Raw genomic sequence first — 20,556 nt, forward strand, 5'->3', positions numbered from 1 at the left:
TCCGCTGGATCGCCACGTGATCCGCGTGTCGCCCATGTCCGCGCAGATGGATGACTGTGGCCCGATGCAATCCCTTTGCGCTCCCGATGGCGGCCCGGATTCCATTTTTTCCCCAGGCCCCCGTCCCACTGCCGATCATCGCCATGCCGGACATTGCTCCTGACGTCGTGGTGAATCACTTCGTATCGTGGTGCCGATCGAATGGTGTGCTACGACTATTCCGAGAATCGGGATTGCGGACATCAAGCATGGACCGAGTCTTCAATATGCGGCGCCGGAAGACAAAGATGGGAGCGCGCCGGAACCTGCTTCCGAGTGGAAGTGTCGCATGGTCAAGCGCTTCCCCTTGAGTTGTCAATGAGAAGTATTCAGGGCACATTGATGCGGGTAGCAGCGACGGCCCGCCATCAATGTGACCGGTACAGAAACGATGGGCCGCCAGCTACTGATGGGCGCCTGATGCCGCCAAGACTTTTTAGAAGGCCGCCTTACCCATTTAACGCTTACCTGTCCGCACTTGATCATCGAGTGATTAGGGGGCGTTATCGGGGGTAGGGCCGATCTGCTTTGGCAGCCGTCATTCTTCCGCTGCGCGTTCAAGACCTGACCGGCAAAGTCGACCTATCGGGCAGCCGAAATCGGTATGTCGGCTCGGCCACAGGCGGCGCGCGCGCATGGGCGGAATCGAGCTCATCCAGTCGAGGACTTGGAGATGCGTAGGGAGAAGCCATATCCGGCTGATAGCAGGCGTCTTAAATGGCGAGACTGGAAAGTGCATACTCCTACTGAAGTCAGCTGAGGAGCTTCAGTCATAGCCGGGACCAGCTGGCGCAACAACCGGCCGCACGTAGGTTTGGGGCGACTTGTTGGGCGGTTCGTCGAGAACGGGGGATGTTTTTGGACCCTCAATGAATCTGGGGCATTTGTTGGACCCAACTGAGGCATTTGCTGGGCGTAGGTGGGGCAAGTCCACTGCGGCAATCACCAGTCGCAGAAGGCGGCCGTAGTAGCCCAGAAGCACGGCCGCCCTGCTATGAAATTTCGCATAATGTATAGTTTGGTTCGCAAAAACCGGCTCTGATTTCGCGTGCGCGTCATGCGAAAAACCGCCTAAAAAGCCCACTAAAAGTAGGGTGGCGGTAGCCGCTAACTTTCGCCACACCGCTTTTTCTTCTCGGCTGATAGCTCTTTGCTCGCCGACTATTCCAATTACTTGTGCTAGGGGCATTCCGGATAGCCCGGCGATGGTTGCGCACACTACTGCGTCTGGCAGTCGCGCGCCGTTCCTGTAACCGGAAATTGTCTGCTTGGTGATTCCAAGTCGGGCTGCTAATTCTTGGTCAGTTCGCACCCCGCATACCTCCTTGCACCTGTCAAGTAGAAAATTTACGTCCATCTAGTTCGCACCCTGTTGACTTTAGTTCGCACCCAGCGTACAACGATTCCCGGTTCGCAGACTGCGAACCTCCCTCCCTCCCGGCCCGCCCGGTGCCGGGCAGGGCAGGGGCAACCGGGAATCGGGCAAGGGGTAAATCGCATGAATCTGGAACAGTGGAACTTGCTTCAACCGCGCATCGTTGACGTTCAGCGCCTCGCGCTGGTGTTCGCCGAGTTGGACGAGTTGAAGGTCTCCCGTCTGCTGATGCAGGCCGGTATGACCGCAATGCGCATCAAGCCGGCCAAGGCCGAGTCCAAGCCGGAAGCCAAGCCGGAAACCCCGGCCGCTACCGACACCGCCAAGGGAAAGGGGAAGGGCGCATGAGCGCCCTTCTTTCCGCCCGCGAGGCGTTCCGCGAAGCCTACCGCCGGGACCGCACCACGTATCGGCTGGTTTCCGCTTTCCGCGTCAAGACCGGCAACTACCCGGACATGCTGCACTCCGGGCTGTCGCCGGGGTTCGATATCTGCCGCCTGCACGGTGACAGACTTTCCACTTTCTACCCGGGCGTGACCGTCTCCAAGCATCGTGCGCGCATGTGCGAACTGCGCCTCCGTCCGAGGCTGCCAGCATGATGCTCGCCCACGCCCTCGCCCTGACCATCATCGCCGTCTGCGGTCTGCTGGCCGGCCTCGGCATCGTCCGCATCGTCGCCTGGACACACCACCGCGCTATCGAGCGCGAACGCGCGCAACTGCGCATGTGGCATGCCATCGCCACACAAGCGGAGCGGGGCAGGTGACCACACTTCGCTACTGCATCCAGCGCCTGGATGGCGATGCCTGGGTGCACAAATCCAATTACGGCCTCGACCTGGACGCCTGCATGCGTAATGCGCGCTGGTTCAATGCGCTGGGCTGTGGTCGCATTCAATACCGCGTCGTCGCTCAACTCGGCGATGCGGTCTCGGTGCTGCTGCAGTGACGGCCGCCGTTGCCTTCTGCCATCTGGAACAGGCCGCCATCGCGGCCGCTTCGCGTCGCGCCTCCGACCAGGCCGCGCGCACTCTCGGCAGTCACGGAATCACGAAGGCGAGCGTAGCGAGCCTTGGGCTTGTCCCTTCTTCAACAAGTGACACGCGACGCGTGTCCATCGCTCTCGATACGAACCGCATCCGGTCGATGCGGCTAAAAAAATCCATCATCACCGGAGCGAGGCTCCATGAACAGGAAGCGCAAAAAGGCTCCATGCGTGGAGCGTGGTACATGCTCACGACGACTTACCGAAAGGGAAGCGAGCGAAGCCCTCGCGACGTTAGCGAGCTTCTTAAACGAATCCGGGGCTTCTTCAATCGAGCTATACGAATTCGCTACCGGGGCTACCGTCCGCGTCTCCGTTACCTATGGGTCGGTGAACTCACTAAGGCCCTCGTTCCCCACTACCACATCCTAGTTTGGATTCCGCGCGGCATCTTCATTCCGAAGGCTGATAAGCGTGGGTGGTGGCCGCACGGCATGACGCAAATCCAGAAGGCCCGCAACGCGGTGGGCTATCTGGCGAAGTACGCCTCAAAGTTCTGCCCCGCGATGGCCGAGGCCTTCCCGAAGGGCTTTCGCACGTATGGCGTTGGCGGACTGGACAACGAAAGCAAGCGGGAACTGCGGTGGTGGAAAGCCCCGAAGGATGCCCGTGACGCCCTCGGCCCGTTGGCCGACATACGTAAAGCCCTTGGGGGCTACGTGGACAAGCTCACCGGCGAATTCTGGCCCTCGCCGTGGCGGGTGTTCTTCCATCAGGGCCAAACCATCGCATGGAAATTGGAGCCAATCGCATGAACCCGAATAACTGCATCGTCATCAAGTCCGGCACGTCCGCCCCGCGCGTCATCAAGCGCAAGGACGGAACGCAGGTCATTTTCAACGAACAAAAGGCCGCCATCGAAAAGGGTGACGATTTCCCCACGCCGTTCACCATCACGCTTGGCGACGGCCAACCGCCGTATCCGCCGGGCCGCTACATGCTCGACGTGAGCAGCTTGGAAGTCGGCGACTTCAATGCGCTGCGTATCGCGCGCCGCATCGCGCTGCTGCCGCTGCCGTCGACGAAGTAATCCATGACCGCGCAGGCCAGCCACGTCTTGCAATGCATCGAATTCGATGCGCAGACGAATACTTGCACGCAGCAAGCGTGGCTGCCCGCACCCTCTCTCTTGCCGCCACTTGAACCGGCCGAAGTGGCGGCGCTGCTTAGCGTTACGGCAGTGGTCTTTGCCTTGGCGTTTGGCGGAAAACTTCTCGGCCGGACAACTCGTGACTAGGAGAAAAATGGACGTCGCAGACGCAGTTGCCACCCTCGCCGGCATCGGTACCGCCATCGGTCTTATCGGTGCCGCCAAGCTCGCTCCCGCCGCCATCTCGGTCGGCTGGAAGTGGGCCAAGGGTGCCATCTTCGGTTAATCGCAGATGGCGGGAAACGGGGCTTCTACGGAAGCCCCTTTCTTTTCGGAGAAAACAACATGCTTGGATGGTATTGCTTATGGGTCGGCACGCTCGCGCTTTATCTTGTATTCGACGATTGACGGCACTGGCGCTTCTTCTGCTGCCATCGCTCGCCCTCGCATCAAACTATCAAATTCACCAGCCTAACCCGCACGGCGCGCCGCAAGTGATTCGTGTCATAGGCAATGAGGCGTTGGTAAATCAAGGCGCGCGAACTATTATTGAAGGGACGGTAACCGAAACAAAGTATGGTTCTGCATCCTACAAGATAGGCGGCGCGGCTCTCGGCAAGCTGGCGAAGGGGGCGGCGGGCCAGCTTGTCCGCAAAGGGCTTCCGTATTACGGCGCTTACACCACAATCAAAGAGCTTGCCGAGCTTGCGGACTGGGTTCAGAAAACGCCCGAAGGTCAGAACTGGCCGCAGTGGTTCTTGAATGATGCGCGCGACCAAGCCTCTCTCAACTCTGCTGCGTGGTGTGTTGGCTCGGGGCAGAATCGCCGATGCTCAAATTCGCCAGGCAACCTTTCACATGCCGCGCATTTGAATAACCCCAATGCCTCCCAGCCTTGCTCCTTTTCTAGCACGTCTGGCAGCGGTGGCGCTGTTTATAAGTGCCGTAATGCCAATACTGGCGGGGATATTTTTTCAGGCGAAACCCTGCAATCCATGCCGGCTGGTGGCTGGGAACAGTGGAATAACGCCAACCCGGAGGCGTATCCGGGAACGCCGGTCACTGACCAGCAGATGGGCGACCTTGTTCTTAATGCCGGCCCGGAGGTCATCAAGGCGGTGCTGGTTGACCCCGAAACCGGCCAGCCCATCAGGACGAAAGAATTGACTGACGCGCTCAACAAGCTGCGCAAGTCAATTGAGGATGCGTTAAAGCGTGGCGGAAAAAACGTAACTGATGGCACTGACGTAACCGTGCCCGATGAAACCGAATATCCCGAAGATGGTGAGCCGCAGCTTTCTGACTGGCCCACCTTCTGTTCTTGGGCCGACGTGGTTTGCGACTTCATCGACTGGGTGAAAGCAGATGACAAGCCTTATGAGAAACCGGAAGTGCCGTTTGAGGAGCTTCCGCCAGAGCCTGTCGAATGGAGTAGCGGTTTGGGCAGCGGAGCGTGTCCCGCGCCGTGGTCCTTCTCTGTCAGCATTGGCGGTACAACCGCAAATCCTGAAATAAGCCTACAACCCCTGTGCGACCTAGCGAGCATCCTGCGCCCACTGGTGATTGCAATCTCGCTAGTGGTTGCTGCTTTCATCATTGCTGGATTGAGGAATAATAAAGGTGCGTAGCTGGCTATCAACTCTCTTGAAAAACCTCTTTGGTGATGCTGTCGCCAATGTCCTCGGTGGCGCCGGCCTCTCGCTGGTTAGTGCTGCCGTACTGATTCCACTGGTAACGGGCGCTCTCGATATGGCTGCATCTGCAATGAGTGGCGTTCCGGGCGATATGCTTTCTGTCATCAATCTGTTCGGCTTCGGCGAAGCCCTCTCCATTCTCGGCTCGGCCATGCTTACGCGCGTCACAATCGCGTCCGCAACGGTCGGCGTCAAAAAGGCGGCTAACTAATGCTGTACTTGGTCACTGGAATGCCCGGCAATGGAAAGACTCTCTACGCGGTTGACTGGCTGCTGCGTCAGATTGAAACCGATGCGGCGCTGGTGAAGTCGAAAGGAACCGCGCCGCGCGATTTCTTTACCGATATCGAGGGGTTCGACTTTGATGCTGTCGAAAAGCTGACCGGTCGCCGGGTTCAATCTGCGCCGGACGACTGGCGCGCTACGCCTGTAGGTAGCGTCATCGTCTATGATGAAGCACATCGCCGCTTTCCTAGCACCGGCAAGCCAGGGCGCTCGGAAGATGCGCGCGTGAATCAGATGGACACGCATCGCCACGGCGGCTATGACATGATGTTTATCACGCAGTGGCCATCAAAGGTCCACCATGAACTGCGCCAGCTTGTTGGCGAGCACGTCCATCTGCATCGTGCAATGGGTCTGGAATCGGCAGGCCTGTATCGCTGGGGCAGGGTGCAAGCCGACCCATACGATGAGCGCCAGCGCGAAAAGGCAGAGGAGGAAATCTGGAAGTTTCCGAAGGGTCGATACGCGCTCTATAAATCGAGCACGCTGCACACTGCCAGCCATAAGTTCAGGATTCCGGCCAAGGTGTGGTCTGCGCTGTCGATGCTCGTTGCGCTGTTGTTGCTCTGCTGGGGCGTCTGGGCCTTCGTCCTCAAAGACAAGGTTCAACGACCGCCTAAGGCCGACCAGCAGCAGGCGCAAGGCCAAGCCGGCTTGCCGGCGGCCGCGCCTGCTGGACTCTCGGAAACACCGCTCAATCCCGGCACTGGCACGTATGTGGCGATTTCAACCGCACCTGCACCTGCGCTGATGGGGTGCGTTAAATCCGACCGCTCCTGTCGGTGTTTCAATACCGATGGATTTCAGATTGATATGACGCGCATGGATTGTGAGATTCTTCTTGACAACCCGCTGCCCTTCAACATCGCCCATGAATACGGCGGGCGAGGGGGTAGAGTTCAGCAGCACAAGGAAAAATCGACCCAAGAAACCCGCGCATCTGCTAGTACGGTTGCGGGCGCCGTTATCGGTTCGGGCGCCAATTCTGCCGCATCGTTTCCGGAAACACCTGCATTGCCGACAACGCTTTAGCTAGCTTGCTCAATGTCCTTTAACAGGTTCTTTTTCCACTCGACATTGAGTGTCCTGTTGTCGTGTAACTGCATTGCAATGTTTCGCAGCACGGCTTGTCTGCTCTTGTGGAAATCAGGCTTTCGCGCAAGTTCTGTCATACCTCTAATGATGGCCGCTAGACCCTTGTCGTTTCCCAGCACGAATGCAACGATGCCGATAGCATCTGCAAGTCCATCAATGTAGGCGGCCGTGATATCGGCATCTGCGTTTGCCATGATTCCTCCGTTCGTTTCGGGGAATCATAGCCGGCTAGCGACTTTGGCTGCCATTTCTTACAATTTCCAAGCATGAAATTAGTCTGTCTGTCAATAGCGCAAGAATCATGCCATTTATCTTAAATTCATATTTCGTTCTGATATGATTCAGAATTCAGTATTGTTGCCGTGACAGTCTACCGGGGTGTAGGGGCGGCGCCCCTACGGTGACCGCTTCATCCTGCACGTCGTCCGAAGTGCCGAGCCTGCCAGTCTGCAAGGTCCACCACGACGACTTTCACTGACTGCTGCCGAACCTCTTTGCTGCGAACTTTCCGGGCCATCAGGCTTTCCCGCAGGTCAATCATGCCTGCGCGCCAAGCCAGCCCCATCAGCCGTTGAGGGGTGACCCGTAGGCCATTGGGTGACACTAGTTCCTTGCCAGCCATTCGCCATCCAGCCCAGGGGCCGTGCAATGGTGTGTGGTTGTGGATGGTGCGTTCGCAGAACGCGCTGGCGCAGGCGCTGGGGCACTGGATGCCCTCCGGCCAGCACGGTGGCCGGCGAAGGTCATCCAGCGCCTTTTTGTGCACGCTTGCGTTCGGCATACGGAATGCTCGACCGGGGACGCGGGTCTACAGGCATGCGAAAGCCTCCATGTTCTCGGGTGAAGCCTTCGGCCGGTGCAAAAGACGTTCCAGAGCCAACCGCAAAAGGCGACCGTAGTAGCCCAGTCGCGCCGCCGCCAAGCGCCCAAGCCTTTGGATATGTAATTTCGCATAATGTATATTATGTCCAACTTGCAAAGGCGGCGGCCAGTCTGGCCCTGGCGCAGCTAAAGGAATTGTTGGCACAACTCTTGCCGGGTTCGCGCATCACTCAAGCAAGGAACGCCATTCATGCGTAACCGCAAGCTCACCGGCAGCTGGGCCGGTTTCGAGATTCGTAACGACCACATCATCACGCCGGAGGGCCGCGCGGTCGGCCCGGAGCAACTGCGCTATCTGGGACTGACCTGCACCATTGCCCGCGAATGGCGGCGAATGATGGGCGAAACCCGACCCCGCAAGCGCGGTCGGCCGAAAGCCGGCGACGTGAAAGTCCCCGGCGTCATCTACTTGCGCGACGTGCTGCGCGAACACTACGAAAAGCGGGTTTTGCAGGGGGTGGATGCGAGCCGGTGCGGAACCGGCGAAGGATTATCACTGCCGATGGCGCGGAAGCGCGTAGGCCGCGTGTGAGGCGTTTGCCGTAGGGGCGCTGCCCCTACACCCCGGTCAACCGCCGCGGCAACGCTGCCAGCCGCCGCGCGGCGAATGCACCTGCTGCCATCCGCCCGAAATCTTCCGCATGGCCTGGCCACCGATGCAGACAGTTTCTGCGCCAGGCGTACCCAGCGGCGGAAGATTCACAACTTCAGTGGACGCGCCTGGCCGACCTTGCCGCCGGGCCTCATCGTCAATCATGCGCGACTCCCAGCGCTCGCACAGCGGCTTCATGCCCGGATGCGGATGCGTGCGGTAACGCTCGCAGTTCAGCGGCGTGGTGTCGCGCGCCATTGAGTTGTAAGGCTGACGCGGCGCCGTCGGCGGGGGCTTGTTGGATCCCCTCGGCCCCTGCGCCCTCATCGTCTGCGATGACGCCGGAAGCGCGACGAAAAGCAGGAAAAACACGCTGAAGTATCGCATTCTGAATCGTCCCCAAACGATATATGAATGCTAGATAACTGGCACGATTCTTGCCCTATAGACATTTCCGTGTCGATTATGCTAGGCGGCGGCAAGTTTGGGCCGCGGCATGATGGTATACCTGCACCCTATCCGGCCGCAAATGCCAACACAGCAAGGTGGCCAACGTAGTAGCCATAAAAAGCCCAGCGCCAGCGCGGGAAGCGCCCCGGTAGCCGCGACAGCGCGGCGACCAGCGGCAGGGCCAGCAAGGCCCACAGATTGCCGTTCTGGGCGCACAGCAGCGCGAATGCGGCCAGTACAAGCGCCCCACCCGCCCAGCGAGCGCAGCGGCCGAAAATGACGCCGTGCGCCTCGACATGGAACCACCACCAGGCCGCAAGCGTGAGGCCCACGCCCGCCCAGCCGTAATCGACCCAGGGGGAGCCAAGAGCGAACAGCGCGGCCGCTGCGAAGCGCTGGCCGCGCATCCAGAGCATGATGACGGCCACAGCCGCGGCGAAGGTCAGCAGCACGTTCAGCGGCAACCAGCCATCAACGACGGTCACTGCATGGAGCGGCTGGGCCAGCGCGCCGAATGCCAGCAGGCGCAGCAGCGCCGGCCGTAGCCGCGCGCCTGGCTGCGCCAGCCCATAGGCCAGCACCAGGGCGAAGAGCGGGAACGCGATGCGCGAGGCTTCCGGTACGCCGGGCAAATGCAGGTGCATCGCCTTGTTGGCGTGGTCCAGGGTCATCAGCACCAGCGCCAACCATTTCAGGAGCTCGCGGGAGAAGCTGGTCATCATGGGGCGGACTTCCCTGCCCCGGCTCCGGCGGGAGAGCCCACCGTTTTGACATCGCCAGGCACCACAACGCCCGAAGGCCCGCTCCCGCCGGTCGCTTCCACCGTAGGGGCTTGCGCCCCTACACCCCACTGCGGCGGCTGACGCTCCGGCGGCTTGCGGTAAGGGTTGTACTCGGGGCCGCTGCGCGCGAGCTTCCTGCACGAGTGCAAGTCAATCTCGTAGCGCGTCCCCTGCTCGGTCAAGCAAGTGCAGGTGAAGTCCACCCACGCATCGGCCGCAGTGGGACCGGCCTGCGAGGACATGCAATACAAATGCGGGTCGGCGGTGATGCCACGGTCGTCGTACGCGCGCGCGGTCCAGGGCATCGTCTCAAAGCGTGGCAAGTGCAGCTTCGCGTATTCCAGCGCAGTTCCCAGGTCCTTGCCCTGCATCGGTCCTCGCGCCGTCGCTGACGCTCCGTCGCTCGTTCCGATGCGTTGGGCGGCGTCCTGCTGTTCCTGCGGCGTCAACCGTTCCTGCACCCTGCTCACGGTGTACCACGTCCAGCCGAGCAGGAAGAGCACCAGCGCGGCGGTTGCCCAATAGAACCACGGCACGCGCTTCTCACTGGTGTCGATGCTGGTGGACTTGTAGAGCGCAAAGCGCTTCTTGGGGTATTTGCGCCGCGTGGTGGTCAGCGGCGCGGCCTTATCGGGGTTGCGCTCGTAGCGGTCGAAACGGCGAATGTGCGCGAGCGGCAGGCCGAACCGGCGGCGGACGTGGTAATGCTCTTCAATGAGATCATGGACGAAGCTGTCCACCTGCGTCGATGGCGACTGACAGACGAAGATGAAATCCAAGCCGCGATGCCGATGCTTGGCGAGTTGTTCAACGTGCGCCGGCACCTTGGAACCGGAGGCGCGCTTGGGCAGCATGCCGTGCTCGTAGGCTTCGTCGACCAGGGCGACGGCACCATCAGGCAGAAAGTTCATCCAGTCGCAGAACTGTTCCGGCTTCATTTCGATGCAGCCGGTCGCCGCGTAGTCGAATTCCTTGACGTTGCACACGTAGCACAGGCGGCCTTGCGCCTTGTACTCAAGCAACTTGTCAATAGCAAAAACAGTCTTGCCGTGGCCGGGCTGCCCGGTGAACCAAAAAATCATGCGGATGCTCCGGTGATGAACTCATCGAGCTTGGACGTGGCGACGGTGAACACTTGCATGCCGGCGCGCGCGACAACAGCGCTGATGACGATGGTCATGAACACATCTACGCCGGCATAGCTCAACAGCTGCTGCGCATTCGCAGCCAGTGAGAGGAACTTGGATTGAAGGAAGTTCTTGACCTGCGGATAGGCCAGCGTGAAGGTCACCAGCGACAGGCCGGCACCGGCCATCAATCGCCCGAACAGCGAGGACATGGCGAGCTTGAGCAGCGTAACAATCTTGCCCGCGAGCTTGACGATGATGCTGTCCATTACAGCCTCCACCCCAGAAGAATTCCGATGCCAATGAAGCTGCCGAGCAGCGTCAGAAACATGCGCGTCATAAAGAGCAGGTCACAGAACCACGGCACGCTATCCATATCGAAGGTCTTGCCGAACGGAAGGTTCAACGTCCCCAGCTGGGGACACGTGCCGCCACCGCTGAAAAAACCGCCCGAGTCCAGGCGTTCACCGGGATTGAAGCTCTTGGATTTGAGCGGGCCTTCGGGGTCGTTGCCTGCGCCATCCGTGCCGTCGCCCGTGACCTTGGTCCAATCGGGCTGCCCGCCGACAACCGCGTCGCCCGACTGCTTTTCAAGGGCGCAGGCCGTGCGCCACTGCATAATCAGCTGCGAATACTCCATCGCATCGCACTTCTCACCAGTACAAACCGGAGCCGACCCGCAGGCCCCGCCGCTAATGTTGCGGTTCTTGCGCGTATTGCACTCGATACGCCACTGAATGCGCGCCTGACCGCACAAGATGGGCGAGCCCGAGCAGCTAGGCGGAGCATTGCAGGTGTCGCCACCCGCAAAGGTTTCCTTGGTTGAATCGTTGTTGGGATTGTCGTCATCGTCATCGGACTTCCCGTCGCCATCGTCATCCTTGCCACAGGTGCCGTTGGGACGACGCGCCTCGCCCTGGGCGCACTGCCCTTCACCGGGCAAGCATTGACCACTAGGGGACTTGATATTTCCCGGCGGACACTCGTCGTCGCTTTTCTTGCAGGCTCCGTTGTGCGCCAGCACGAAACCCACAGGACAGGAATCGTTGAGCGTGCAGACACCGCCTATCGGGCTATGCCCCTCAGGGCATTGAATATCAACCGGCTGGCACACGCGCAGCGCGGCGTTCCAAACGTGGGTTGGCGGCGAGCTTCCGCCCGGGTTCTTGGCGTTGCAATCCTGCCGCTCGGTGTCGGGGTTGCACACATTGCCGGTGTAGTCCGCCATTGATGACTGCTGGCCGTTGGCGTCGGCACCCATCGACGTATAGCGAACTTCGCAACCGCCGTTGCAGCGCGTGGAGCCACCGGGCGGCAGGAAGGTGGTCGACTGCGATGGCCGTGAAGAACAACTCTGCTCCGGCGGATAAGCGTGGTATTCAACAAAACCACCGGGAACGGCGTTGCATCCAAGAGCGGATAAGTTAAGCGAACCATTATTGTTATAGCGCGAGACTTGGCAAACATAGCGCGGATTTGACGGCGACGGCTGATGCGTACAGCGAGGATTCCCATGTGTCAGCCCATTTGATGTAACGACAGCAGCCGCAGAAGACGCCTGCAACATGCAGCCCGCATAAGCTGCACCCTGGCTCGAATACGAGCAGGAATTGACGCCACAAGACTGCGCCCTCACATCATCGGCACACAGCAACCAAGCCAGCACTGCAAAAAATAGTGCGCAGACAGAGCGAACAGAGGGCGCGTCAACACATACGCGACCCGAGACTAAACCGCTTCGTACGCGAGCCACAGCGCCCCCAGCACTCCGATGATGATGCAATAACCGCCCATGACTGCCTCCGGAAATAAAAAGGGGGAGGCGGCCGCACTCCCCCACTGGAACACCTGTGCGGCCTGTTACTTGGCCCGCTTGATGAAGCTGTACAGGATGAAGAGCGCGACGACGCCCACCAGCACCAGCAGGATGGCTTGCACGTCCGATTCCAGGCTGCCGAGCTTGGTCAGCACCTCGGAGCCGAGCGAGCCACCGCCGCCAGCCATCGCCATCGGTGCGGCGAGCATGGCGGTCAGGCCGGCGGCCACAGCACCGCGCGAGCGGTTGAAAACACCGCGAACGGAGTCGCGGGCCTGGTACAGCAGGGACTGCTTGTTGTTGCGGTTCACAGTTGCCTCCTTTAGGCAGGTTGAAGGCTCATCCTGTTTGCTGACGACTCGCGCGGATGAGAACGCGAGCGATTAGGCCCAATGTCCACATGGAGGCGATTGCTACCGCAATCAGAGTGCCGTCTTCGATGGACAACTCCGGAATGACCGTGGGCATCGGGCCGTAATAGGGGTCCGCGCACGTCCCCGTCTGCGCGTCGAAATCTTCCTCGCGGCATTTGAGGACGTACGCGGACATGGGTCAGGCCGCCGCCGCGCGCTTGGTCGGCTCGGCCATGTCGCGCAGCGAATAGCGGCGGGCCAACTCCGGGCCGAAACGACCGGGGATGACGTCCTTCTCGACGTCCCACTGATAGCTCTTGCCGTTGACGTATGCCTGCTGCGGACCGTCGATTTCCACTTCGACCTGCACGCGCATCTCCGAGGTTTCCAGCTGCGCGTTCTGGAAGTGCACCTGCTTCTGGCCGTTCTTGGTGGTGACATAGCGATTCAGCGGTTCGGACTTGATGGTGATAGTTGCCATGTTTGTTCTCTCTTCTCTTCGGTTGGGTTGGTCGCAAATTCCGGGCGGTACTGTGGGGTCAAGCTAAGTCCCCCCCTTCCCCCCCGAAGGGAGTGCGGCGGAGTAGCTCGTTTGACCCCTGCGCGATGCTTGCATCAGTCCGCCTGGGCATCCGGTGTTGCTGGTTCGGCTGGATGAGGCCGTGTTGCTCGGGTCGGGCGGTGTAGTCGATGGGTGGTGGCAACCACGCGCCGAAATTCCGGCTGAAATCGACTTCCCCGCCCTTGGTCACGTACTTCGATACGTAACCGGTAATGTCTGCCTGGCTGCGCGGTTGCTCGATGCGGTTGCGCCCGAACTCGCGATACCAGAACTCATGCCAGTCGTAGCGGTTGATGACTCGATTGAGGTCATCGGTAGCGGCAGCTGCGACGGCGTGGAAATGCAGGCGGCCGTCGCGGTGGAATTCCTGCCCCCTCGCCCACTGAATGCCGCCGTGCCAGCGCGTTGACCACTTGGGGCCGTAGACCTCGCGATTGATGCAGCTGACGAAGTAGCGAAACGCTTTGTCAGCCGCCTCGCCGTGAACGCCGCCGTTGCGGCCGGACTTGCTGACGCGGAAGGTAAGCGTCCAGAACTGTTGCCACGGGATGCGCCGTAGTAGCTCGGCATAGCCCGCTGCATGGACACCAGCAGGCCGCACGTCCGGCAACACTTCATGCGGTTGTCCAGGGCATCGACCATCGAGACCGTCTCCCCGCCGCAGTGGAAGCACGGACGATTGCAATGCGGATTGAGCCTCGCCGCGTTCATCCGGCATGGCCCTGCCCCGAGCCAACCCACCTGATGCGTTCCTCAATCAGTCGGTCTAGCTCGGCGCGTTCTTCGTCGGTCTTGGCGTGCTTGCGTTCGTCGTACAGCTGGTGCAGCGGTTTGGAGGTCATAACGCCACCCGCTTCGCCTGCATGCAGGCGGTTTCTTCCTCAATGACGCGATGAGCGGCGCGGGCGACTTCCCACCAGAATCCCGGCGAGGGGCCATCGCTGGCGAATAGTTCACGCTGGATATAGCGGTCTTCCGCCACTTCGAAAGCGATGCGGGCGCCGCGCAGAGTGTTGGTCGGGCGGCTCACCTGCCCCACCCCGCTTCGTCTACACGACTATGGCTGGCGCGGCGATGCGACCAGGTGACGATGCGAACAATGCCGACGCCAATCATGAAACCGCAGGCAAGGCAGACGAAGAACGCAAAGACGTGGACAAGCATCATTCCGCCCTCCCCTGCACGCGGGCAAGAGCGACACTCCCATTCACGAACAAGCCCAGGCGCTTTGCGTGATAGCTAAAGCGGGCTTTCGCACCCCGTTCAGTAGCGCAGTTGCACCACGCCATGCGTGAACCGTCAGCGTAGAAAGCGACGATGAACCTTCCGTCGCGCACCAAACGAACGACCCGGTTCACCCCCGGCGCATTGACAGAGACGCTCATGCCGGCAACCTCACGCGCTCGCGCAGGTGCCGCAGCTTGAGGTCGGACCACGACTTACCTACTACGCTGGGATAATTCAGACGGTCGTGCGCATAGAAGCAGCGTTCCCAGAATTCATTTGACACGCCGCCGTAGACATCAATCTCGCGGCCGGTCTTGCGGCGGAACGCATCGATGAGCCGCACGGTTGCCCGGTTACGGCGGTAATCCGCCTGCCACTGCTGTCGATTCATTGAATGTCCCCTGCCCTAGCGCCCTAGAACCCGCCGCGACCCGGCTAGGGCACCGGGTGGGCGGGTGTCATGTGGTTACATGACAAGGCGCATGTAAGCTGATTACCGGACACCTGTCAAGAGGATACATGACATGAGCATCGTTGCGACGCTCCTAGACAAGGCAAGGGCGCGAAAAGGAATCACGTCAGATAACGCGCTAGGCGCACACCTGAAGACCAACCGACAGGTAATTAGCCAGTGGAGGCACGGAGACAGCTACCCAAGCGAAGAAAACATCGCAGAGCTAGCAGAAATGGCAGGCGATGACCCCGTTCAATGGCTTGTGGCCATCAAAGCCGTGCGAGCCGACGGGAAAGCAGGCAAGGCATGGAGCGCCCTTGCAAAACGTCTCGCAGCAACCGCTGCAGCGCTGATGATTTTGCTTACATTCCCTACGGCAAAAGCAGGAATTTCACTTGCAAATCAAGCCGTTACGAAATCCGAGTTCGGATATTCTGTATATTATGTAAAAACCGAAACAATCTTGTTGAGACGATTGCCCGGCCCTGGCAACAGCTACTGCAAGCTCTGATGGCTTTTCTGCTTCCACGGCTTGCCCCTGCCATCTCTGCCGTCACCGAGCGCTTCTTGCGGGTGGATGCTATTTTCGCTTGGACTCCGACCCGGCAGGTGCGCGATGGTGAGATTTGGGGCGTTGATGGTGGCGGCGTTTGGAACGGCGCTGGGGACCGGGGGTGCGTTGGCCGCGGAGGCGACCGTCGATGAACGCGCCTATGCCGCGGTGGATCCCTTCATCGGTACCGGCGGCGAAGGCCATACCTTCCCCGGCGCCACCGTGCCGCACGGCATGATCCAGCTCTCGCCGGACACCCGCATCCAGCCGCGCAAGCTGGCCTATGGCTGGGCCGCCGGCTATCGCCATGACGACGACAGCATCGTCGGCTTCTCGCACACGCATTTCTCCGGGACCGGGCATTCCGATCTCGGCGACGTGCTGCTGATGCCGATCAGCGGTGAGGTGAAGCTGGAACGCGGCGACGCGGACCGGCCCGGCAGCGGCTACACCTCGCGCTTCAGCCACGACAGCGAAACCGCGCAGCCTGGCTACTACGCGGTCACGCTGGAGGACTACGGCGTGCGCGCCGAATTGACCGCCAGCGCACGGGTCGGGTTGCACCGCTACGCATTCCCCGCCGGCAAGCCCGCGCACGTGCTGATCGACCTGCGCACCAGCATGTACGACTATCCCGGCAAGGTGCTGTGGTCGCGCCTGCGCGTGCGCGAGGACGGCACCGTCACCGGCTTCCGCGAAACCCGCGGCTGGGCGCCGGGGCGGCAGTTGCATTTCGCCCTGCGCTTCTCGCAGCCGGTCAGCGGCCGGCAGTTGCACGATACCGAGCAGGACGTGGCGTACAAGGGCTTCCCGCCGCCGGGCGAAAAGGATCCGCGCCAACGTGCGCAGATCGAGGGACGCCAGGTCGTCGCAGCGTTCGACTTCGACCAGGCCGCCGGCAGGCAGCTGCTGGTGAAGGTGGCGATTTCGCCGGTCAGCGAGGACAACGCCATCGCCAACCTCGACGCCGAGGTGCCGGGCTGGGACTTCGATGGCATCCGTGCGGCGGCGAAGCGGCAATGGGGCGAGGCGCTCGGCGTGGTCGATGCGCAGGGCGACGCGGAACAGCTCAAGAGCTTCTACACCGCGCTGTACCACACCATGCTCGGCCCTACCCTGTTCATGGACAGCGACGGCCGTTACCGTGGCCCCGACAACGCCGTGCACCAGGCGAAGGGTTGGACGAACCATTCGACCTTCTCGCTGTGGGACACCTACCGGGCGCTGCATCCGTTGATGACGCTGCTGCAACCTCCGCAGCGCACCAGCGACATGGTCAATTCGCTGCTCGCAGCGCGCCGCGAAAGTCCCTATGGCATGTTGCCGGTGTGGTCGTTCCACGGCCTGGAGACGTGGTGCATGATCGGCTACCACGCCGTGCCGGTGATCGCCGACGCCTACGTCAAGGGCATCCGCGGCTACGACGCCGACGAGGCGCTGGCGGCGATGATCGCCAGCGCGAACTACGGGCCCTACGACGGCATCGCCCAGTACCGCGAACTGGGCTTCGTGCCGATCGACGAGGAAGGCGAAGCGGCCAGCAAGACGCTGGAATACGCCTACGACGACTGGACCATCGCGCGCATGGCGCAGGCGATGGGCAATCGTGCGATCGCGGCCGAGTTCGACAAGCGCGCGGCCAACTGGAAGAACGCCTTCGATCCCTCCACGGGCTTCATGCGCGCGCGCAAGCGCGACGGAAGTTTCCGCGAGCCCTTCGATCCTGCGGCCAGCGGCTACGGCACCGACTACACCGAGGGCAACGCCTGGCAATACTCGTGGTACGTGCCGCAGGACGTGGCCGGCCTGGCCGCCGCGCACGGGGGCGCCGACAAGCTGCTGGACAGGCTGGACCAGGTGTTCGACGCCAGGGTCGACCCTTCCATCTTCGCGCACATGGAAGACATCACCGGCCTGATCGGCTGGTACGCGCACGGCAATGAGCCCAGCCACCACGTCGCCTACCTCTATGCCTATGCAGGCCAGCCGTGGCGCACGCAGGCACGGCTGAAGCAGATCATGGAATCGCAATACGCAGCCCGCCCGGATGGGCTGGCCGGCAACGACGATCTCGGCCAGATGTCGGCCTGGTACGTGTTCACGGCGCTGGGCTTCTATCCCGTGACGCCTGGCAGCAACGAGTACATCATCGGCCGCCCGTTCCTGCCGCGCGCCACGCTCAACCTGCACAACGGCAAGCGCTTCACCATCGTTGCCGAAGGCCTGGACGACGCGCATGCCTACATCGCCGGCGTCACGCTCAACGGCAAGCCGCTGCGGCGCGCGTACCTGACCCATGAGGAAATCCTGGCAGGCGGCGAATTGCGTTTCACGATGCAGGATGCCCCGAACCGGGAGTGGCCAGGCATGAATGCGCAGGCGCCCTATTCGATGTCGCGCTAGGCAGGCAGACGCCTTCCGCGCGCAGCACGCGGCCGGGCACGGATTCCCTGCGCGGCTTGAAGGGTCAGCGGGAATCGCGCCGGATGGCATCGGCCAGCGAGCGCACCCGCAGCGCGGCGCGCAGCGCGTCCAGGCCGGCAGATGAGCGCAGGTGGATGTCCAGCGGTTCGCCGGGCAGCAGGCTCAACGCGTTGTCGGACAGCGTGGCGTCCACTTCGCCGAAATCGATCCACACCGCACGCGCCACGGCGTCGCTGAGCAGGCGCAGCCGGTAGCCATCGGCTGCGGCGCGCAGCTCGGCATGAATGGTTGGCCTGGGCAGATGCAGATGCTTGGCGGCGTCGAAATAGACCCACTGGCGCGATACGGTTTCGCCGGCCTCGATCAGGTCGAACACCGCCACGCTGTGGCGGGGATCCGCGCCGCCCAGCAGCTCGGCATCGGCGTACTCGGCGACGGGATGCGCGGACAGCGGCGGCAGCGTCGCCGCCCCGCCCTGCTCGCGATGCACGCGGCCGTCGAAATCCATCACCCGCAGGCGCCACTGCACCGGCGCCTCGCGCGTGCGGTCGGACAGCAGGGTCAGCCGGGTGACGCCGTCGCGGCGCAGCGCCGCCGCCGCCAGTTCGGCGAAGAAGCGCCGCGCGTGATGGTGCAGCGGCTTCCAGCGGCCGTGGTAGTCCAGGCTGGACCATGACGCGCCCGGCCAGACGTCGTTGAACTGCCAGTACAGGCTTCCCATCGTGTACGGGCGCGAGGCGCGGTGGTGCAGCGCGGCCAGTTCGATGCCCTCGGCCTGCATCACCTGGCCCAGGTAGACGAAATCGGCGAAGTCGCGCGGCGTGCCGTATTCGCGCTCGATGTACAGCAACTGGCGCTGGTTGCCTTCGCCGGCGAGGAACTTCTGGTGGGCGCGGATCACCGGCGCATCGATGCCCTGCTCTTCCGGCCGCGCGAAGCCGGCGATGGTGCGCAGCGAGGGCCAGGATTGCAGGCCGAACTCGGACATGAAGCGCGGCGTTTCCTCCAGGTACGCCTGCACCGGCAGGCTGGGCCCGCCCCACACGTCCCAGTAGTGCTTGTCGCCGCGGCGCGAGTCGTTGGCTTTCTCATCCAGATCGTTGCCGGGCGAACTGGACCAGTACGGCACGCCCAGCCCTTCCTCCGCCACCACCTGGCGCAGATCGCGGCCGAACAGGTCCACGTAGCCCTGCCAGACCTTCTCCGCGAAGACCGGATCGGCCGCCATCAGCTGCTTGCGATGGCCCCAGTCCTTCCAGGCGGTCTCCTCCTCGTTGTTGCCGCACCACAGCACGATGCTGGGGTGGTGGCGCAGGCGGCGGACGTTGTCGCGCGCCTCGGCCACCACGTTGGCGCGGAACGCCGGATCGTAGCCGGGCTGCATGCCGCCGCCGAACATGAAGTCCTGCCAGACCAGCAGGCCCAGTTCGTCGGCGATCTCGTAGAACGCGTCGCTCTCGTAGTAGCCGCCGCCCCAGTTGCGCAGCATGTTCATGTTGGCGTCGCGCGCGGCCTGCAGCGCCTGTCGCAGCTTCGCCGTGTCGACGCGGGTCGGGAAGGCGTCGAACGGGATCACGTTGGCGCCCTTGGCGAAGATCGGCACGCCATTGATGACGAAGGCGAAGCCCTGCCCGCCTTCGGCGTCGGTCTCGCGCAGCAGTTCGACGCTGCGCAGGCCGGTGCGGCGCTCGGCGGTAGCCAGCGTGCGGCTGCCCTGCTCCACCCGCAGGCGGAAGCGGTAGCGCGCCTGCTCGCCGTAGCCGACCGGCCACCAATGGCGTGGTTTCTCTATCGCGGTGCGCAGGTCGACTCGTTGCAGGCCGGCGCGCAGATCCACCTCGCGGCGTAACCGGTCCACGCGGCGGCCGTCCGGATCCAGCACTTCCAGTTCGATGCGCGCGCGGCCCTCCTGCTCGCTTTCGATCTCCACCCGCGTCTTCAGCTCGGCGGCATCGGCGTCCAGCGCCAGCGTGTGCACGGCCATGTCGGTCACCCGCAGCCGTTCCCACGATTCCAGCCGCACTTCGCGCCAGATGCCGGCGGTGACGTAGCGCGGCCCCCAGTCCCAGCCGAAGTGGTAGCCCGGCTTGCGCACGAAGTTGCCGACCATCGCGTCCTTCGGCTCGTCGCCGTAGGGCGAGGGATAATTGCCGGCGATCCTGTGCGGCATCGCCTGCACCTGCGGCAGCAGGCGGCGGATCGGCGAGTGGAACACCACCCGCAACTCGTTGCCGCCCGCACGCAGCTTCCCCTGCACCGGCAACCGCCAGGTGCGGTGGCTGTTGTCGGCCGACAGCAGCAGTTCGCCGTTGAGGTGCACGTCGGCGAAGGTGTCCAGCCCCTCGAACACCAGTTCGGCGCGCGGACGCTTCAGCGTGGCGGCATCGACGTCGAAGCGGCCGCGGTATTCCCATTGCGCCAGCCCGATCCATTGCAGCCCGGCTTCGGGCGCGCCGACGTAGGGATCGGGAATCAATCCGTGCGCCAGCAGGTCGGTGTGGACGAAGCCCGGCACCGTCGCGCCGCGCCACTGCGTCGCGGCGGGCTGGGCCTGCGCCTGCGCGTCGTCCGGCGCGAGCCGGAACTCCCAGCCTTTGGCCAGCGGCTGGACATGCACCGCCAGCGCCGGGACCGCGACCAGCCAGGCCAGCAGCACCAACCCGAGATGCCGCCCGATATGCCATCGCGCCATGTGTGTCTTCCTCATCAACG

Annotated in this window: 30 protein-coding genes; 14 read left to right on the top strand and 16 right to left on the bottom strand. The window is 62.4% G+C overall.

Annotated features, from left to right (window positions below):
- Window positions 1-805 precede the first annotated feature (805 nt).
- On the bottom strand, window positions 806-1,396 hold the full coding sequence (locus AAG688_RS09160; protein ID WP_411831955.1) for a DUF3693 domain-containing protein: 591 nt from the start codon (window positions 1,394-1,396) through the stop codon (window positions 806-808).
- A 141-nt stretch (window positions 1,397-1,537) separates the two neighbouring features.
- Between AAG688_RS09160 and AAG688_RS09165 the strand changes: the two genes are divergently transcribed.
- The 11 genes from AAG688_RS09165 to AAG688_RS09215 all read left to right on the top strand — a co-directional run bounded on the left by AAG688_RS09165 (window position 1,538) and on the right by AAG688_RS09215 (window position 6,559).
- Window positions 1,538-1,762 carry a hypothetical protein gene (locus AAG688_RS09165; RefSeq protein ID WP_411831956.1) on the top strand — a complete coding sequence of 75 codons (225 nt, stop codon included), beginning with the start codon at window positions 1,538-1,540 and terminating at the stop codon, window positions 1,760-1,762.
- Window positions 1,759-2,013 (top strand): hypothetical protein, encoded by a 255-nt coding sequence (locus tag AAG688_RS09170; RefSeq protein WP_411831958.1) that lies wholly within the window; start codon window positions 1,759-1,761, stop codon window positions 2,011-2,013. Before AAG688_RS09165 ends, AAG688_RS09170 begins: the two co-directional genes overlap by 4 nt.
- Window positions 2,010-2,180 (top strand): hypothetical protein, encoded by a 171-nt coding sequence (locus AAG688_RS09175; protein ID WP_411831959.1) that lies wholly within the window; start codon window positions 2,010-2,012, stop codon window positions 2,178-2,180. The genes AAG688_RS09170 and AAG688_RS09175 overlap by 4 nt, the downstream gene beginning before the upstream one ends.
- Window positions 2,177-2,362: a hypothetical protein gene (locus AAG688_RS09180; RefSeq protein WP_411831960.1), complete on the top strand. Its 186-nt coding sequence runs from the start codon at window positions 2,177-2,179 to the stop codon at window positions 2,360-2,362. Before AAG688_RS09175 ends, AAG688_RS09180 begins: the two co-directional genes overlap by 4 nt.
- Window positions 2,359-3,213 (top strand): replication initiation protein, encoded by an 855-nt coding sequence (locus AAG688_RS09185; RefSeq protein WP_411831961.1) that lies wholly within the window; start codon window positions 2,359-2,361, stop codon window positions 3,211-3,213. The genes AAG688_RS09180 and AAG688_RS09185 overlap by 4 nt, the downstream gene beginning before the upstream one ends.
- Window positions 3,210-3,488 carry a single-stranded DNA-binding protein gene (locus tag AAG688_RS09190; RefSeq protein WP_411831962.1) on the top strand — a complete coding sequence of 93 codons (279 nt, stop codon included), beginning with the start codon at window positions 3,210-3,212 and terminating at the stop codon, window positions 3,486-3,488. The genes AAG688_RS09185 and AAG688_RS09190 overlap by 4 nt, the downstream gene beginning before the upstream one ends.
- A 3-nt stretch (window positions 3,489-3,491) precedes the next feature.
- On the top strand, window positions 3,492-3,695 hold the full coding sequence (locus AAG688_RS09195) for a hypothetical protein (RefSeq protein WP_411831963.1): 204 nt from the start codon (window positions 3,492-3,494) through the stop codon (window positions 3,693-3,695).
- A 7-nt stretch (window positions 3,696-3,702) separates the two neighbouring features.
- Window positions 3,703-3,834, top strand: a complete 132-nt coding sequence (locus tag AAG688_RS09200) for a major capsid protein (RefSeq protein ID WP_411831964.1) — start codon at window positions 3,703-3,705, stop codon at window positions 3,832-3,834.
- Window positions 3,835-3,952: 118 nt separating this feature from the next.
- Window positions 3,953-5,176: a virulence factor TspB C-terminal domain-related protein gene (locus AAG688_RS09205; RefSeq protein ID WP_411831965.1), complete on the top strand. Its 1,224-nt coding sequence runs from the start codon at window positions 3,953-3,955 to the stop codon at window positions 5,174-5,176.
- Window positions 5,169-5,453 (top strand): DUF2523 domain-containing protein, encoded by a 285-nt coding sequence (locus AAG688_RS09210; protein WP_411831966.1) that lies wholly within the window; start codon window positions 5,169-5,171, stop codon window positions 5,451-5,453. The genes AAG688_RS09205 and AAG688_RS09210 overlap by 8 nt, the downstream gene beginning before the upstream one ends.
- Complete coding sequence (locus AAG688_RS09215) at window positions 5,453-6,559, top strand: zonular occludens toxin domain-containing protein (RefSeq protein ID WP_411831967.1); 1,107 nt, start codon at window positions 5,453-5,455, stop codon at window positions 6,557-6,559. The genes AAG688_RS09210 and AAG688_RS09215 overlap by 1 nt, the downstream gene beginning before the upstream one ends.
- On the opposite strand, the gene AAG688_RS09220 is transcribed toward AAG688_RS09215, so the two are convergent.
- Together AAG688_RS09220 and AAG688_RS09225 are read right to left on the bottom strand one after the other, a co-directional pair.
- Entirely contained in the window at window positions 6,556-6,816 is a 261-nt protein-coding gene (locus tag AAG688_RS09220; protein WP_411831968.1) for a hypothetical protein, read from the bottom strand. The two genes, AAG688_RS09215 and AAG688_RS09220, sit on opposite strands and share 4 nt — an antisense overlap.
- A 215-nt stretch (window positions 6,817-7,031) precedes the next feature.
- Complete coding sequence (locus tag AAG688_RS09225) at window positions 7,032-7,403, bottom strand: DUF3653 domain-containing protein (protein ID WP_411831969.1); 372 nt, start codon at window positions 7,401-7,403, stop codon at window positions 7,032-7,034.
- Window positions 7,404-7,694: 291 nt separating this feature from the next.
- Here AAG688_RS09225 and AAG688_RS09230 point away from each other — a divergent pair, with 291 nt between their 5' ends.
- Window positions 7,695-8,036 (top strand): DUF3653 domain-containing protein, encoded by a 342-nt coding sequence (locus AAG688_RS09230; RefSeq protein WP_411831970.1) that lies wholly within the window; start codon window positions 7,695-7,697, stop codon window positions 8,034-8,036.
- 36 nt (window positions 8,037-8,072) lie between these two features.
- On the opposite strand, the gene AAG688_RS09235 is transcribed toward AAG688_RS09230, so the two are convergent.
- From AAG688_RS09235 to AAG688_RS09290, 12 genes are all read right to left on the bottom strand, one after another.
- Window positions 8,073-8,483 (bottom strand): hypothetical protein, encoded by a 411-nt coding sequence (locus tag AAG688_RS09235; RefSeq protein ID WP_411831971.1) that lies wholly within the window; start codon window positions 8,481-8,483, stop codon window positions 8,073-8,075.
- A gap of 128 nt (window positions 8,484-8,611) precedes the next feature.
- Window positions 8,612-9,265, bottom strand: a complete 654-nt coding sequence (locus tag AAG688_RS09240; protein ID WP_411834968.1) for a TraX family protein — start codon at window positions 9,263-9,265, stop codon at window positions 8,612-8,614.
- Window positions 9,265-10,410, bottom strand: a complete 1,146-nt coding sequence (locus AAG688_RS09245) for a zonular occludens toxin domain-containing protein (protein WP_411831972.1) — start codon at window positions 10,408-10,410, stop codon at window positions 9,265-9,267. Before AAG688_RS09245 ends, AAG688_RS09240 begins: the two co-directional genes overlap by 1 nt.
- A complete protein-coding gene (locus AAG688_RS09250; RefSeq protein ID WP_411831973.1) occupies window positions 10,407-10,724 on the bottom strand; it encodes a DUF2523 family protein in 318 nt (105 codons plus the stop codon). Before AAG688_RS09250 ends, AAG688_RS09245 begins: the two co-directional genes overlap by 4 nt.
- The gene (locus AAG688_RS09255; protein WP_411831974.1) at window positions 10,724-11,716 is read right to left on the bottom strand and encodes a hypothetical protein; all 993 of its coding nucleotides are present in this window, start codon (window positions 11,714-11,716) and stop codon (window positions 10,724-10,726) included. The genes AAG688_RS09250 and AAG688_RS09255 overlap by 1 nt, the downstream gene beginning before the upstream one ends.
- Before the next feature lie 599 nt (window positions 11,717-12,315).
- On the bottom strand, window positions 12,316-12,582 hold the full coding sequence (locus AAG688_RS09260; protein WP_411831975.1) for a hypothetical protein: 267 nt from the start codon (window positions 12,580-12,582) through the stop codon (window positions 12,316-12,318).
- Between the two features lie 241 nt (window positions 12,583-12,823).
- Window positions 12,824-13,105 (bottom strand): hypothetical protein, encoded by a 282-nt coding sequence (locus AAG688_RS09265; protein WP_411831976.1) that lies wholly within the window; start codon window positions 13,103-13,105, stop codon window positions 12,824-12,826.
- A 58-nt stretch (window positions 13,106-13,163) separates the two neighbouring features.
- Entirely contained in the window at window positions 13,164-13,904 is a 741-nt protein-coding gene (locus AAG688_RS09270) for a hypothetical protein (protein WP_411831977.1), read from the bottom strand.
- On the bottom strand, window positions 13,894-14,028 hold the full coding sequence (locus AAG688_RS09275; RefSeq protein ID WP_411831978.1) for a hypothetical protein: 135 nt from the start codon (window positions 14,026-14,028) through the stop codon (window positions 13,894-13,896). The genes AAG688_RS09270 and AAG688_RS09275 overlap by 11 nt, the downstream gene beginning before the upstream one ends.
- Window positions 14,025-14,216 (bottom strand): hypothetical protein, encoded by a 192-nt coding sequence (locus AAG688_RS09280; protein WP_411831979.1) that lies wholly within the window; start codon window positions 14,214-14,216, stop codon window positions 14,025-14,027. The genes AAG688_RS09275 and AAG688_RS09280 overlap by 4 nt, the downstream gene beginning before the upstream one ends.
- A complete protein-coding gene (locus tag AAG688_RS09285; RefSeq protein WP_411831981.1) occupies window positions 14,213-14,353 on the bottom strand; it encodes a hypothetical protein in 141 nt (46 codons plus the stop codon). Before AAG688_RS09285 ends, AAG688_RS09280 begins: the two co-directional genes overlap by 4 nt.
- A gap of 214 nt (window positions 14,354-14,567) precedes the next feature.
- Complete coding sequence (locus AAG688_RS09290) at window positions 14,568-14,804, bottom strand: hypothetical protein (RefSeq protein WP_411831982.1); 237 nt, start codon at window positions 14,802-14,804, stop codon at window positions 14,568-14,570.
- A 133-nt stretch (window positions 14,805-14,937) separates the two neighbouring features.
- On the opposite strand from AAG688_RS09290, the gene AAG688_RS09295 reads away from it, so the two are divergent.
- Window positions 14,938-15,378, top strand: a complete 441-nt coding sequence (locus AAG688_RS09295) for a helix-turn-helix domain-containing protein (protein WP_411831983.1) — start codon at window positions 14,938-14,940, stop codon at window positions 15,376-15,378.
- Window positions 15,379-15,483: 105 nt separating this feature from the next.
- Window positions 15,484-17,823, top strand: a complete 2,340-nt coding sequence (locus tag AAG688_RS09300; protein ID WP_411831984.1) for a GH92 family glycosyl hydrolase — start codon at window positions 15,484-15,486, stop codon at window positions 17,821-17,823.
- A 64-nt stretch (window positions 17,824-17,887) separates the two neighbouring features.
- Here AAG688_RS09300 and AAG688_RS09305 read toward each other — a convergent pair whose 3' ends face one another.
- Window positions 17,888-20,536: a beta-mannosidase gene (locus tag AAG688_RS09305; RefSeq protein WP_411831985.1), complete on the bottom strand. Its 2,649-nt coding sequence runs from the start codon at window positions 20,534-20,536 to the stop codon at window positions 17,888-17,890.
- Between the last annotated feature and the right edge of the window lie 20 nt (window positions 20,537-20,556).

The sequence above is a fragment of the Pseudoxanthomonas mexicana genome, from assembly GCF_046736355.1.
GTDB lineage: Bacteria > Pseudomonadota > Gammaproteobacteria > Xanthomonadales > Xanthomonadaceae > Pseudoxanthomonas_A > Pseudoxanthomonas_A mexicana_B.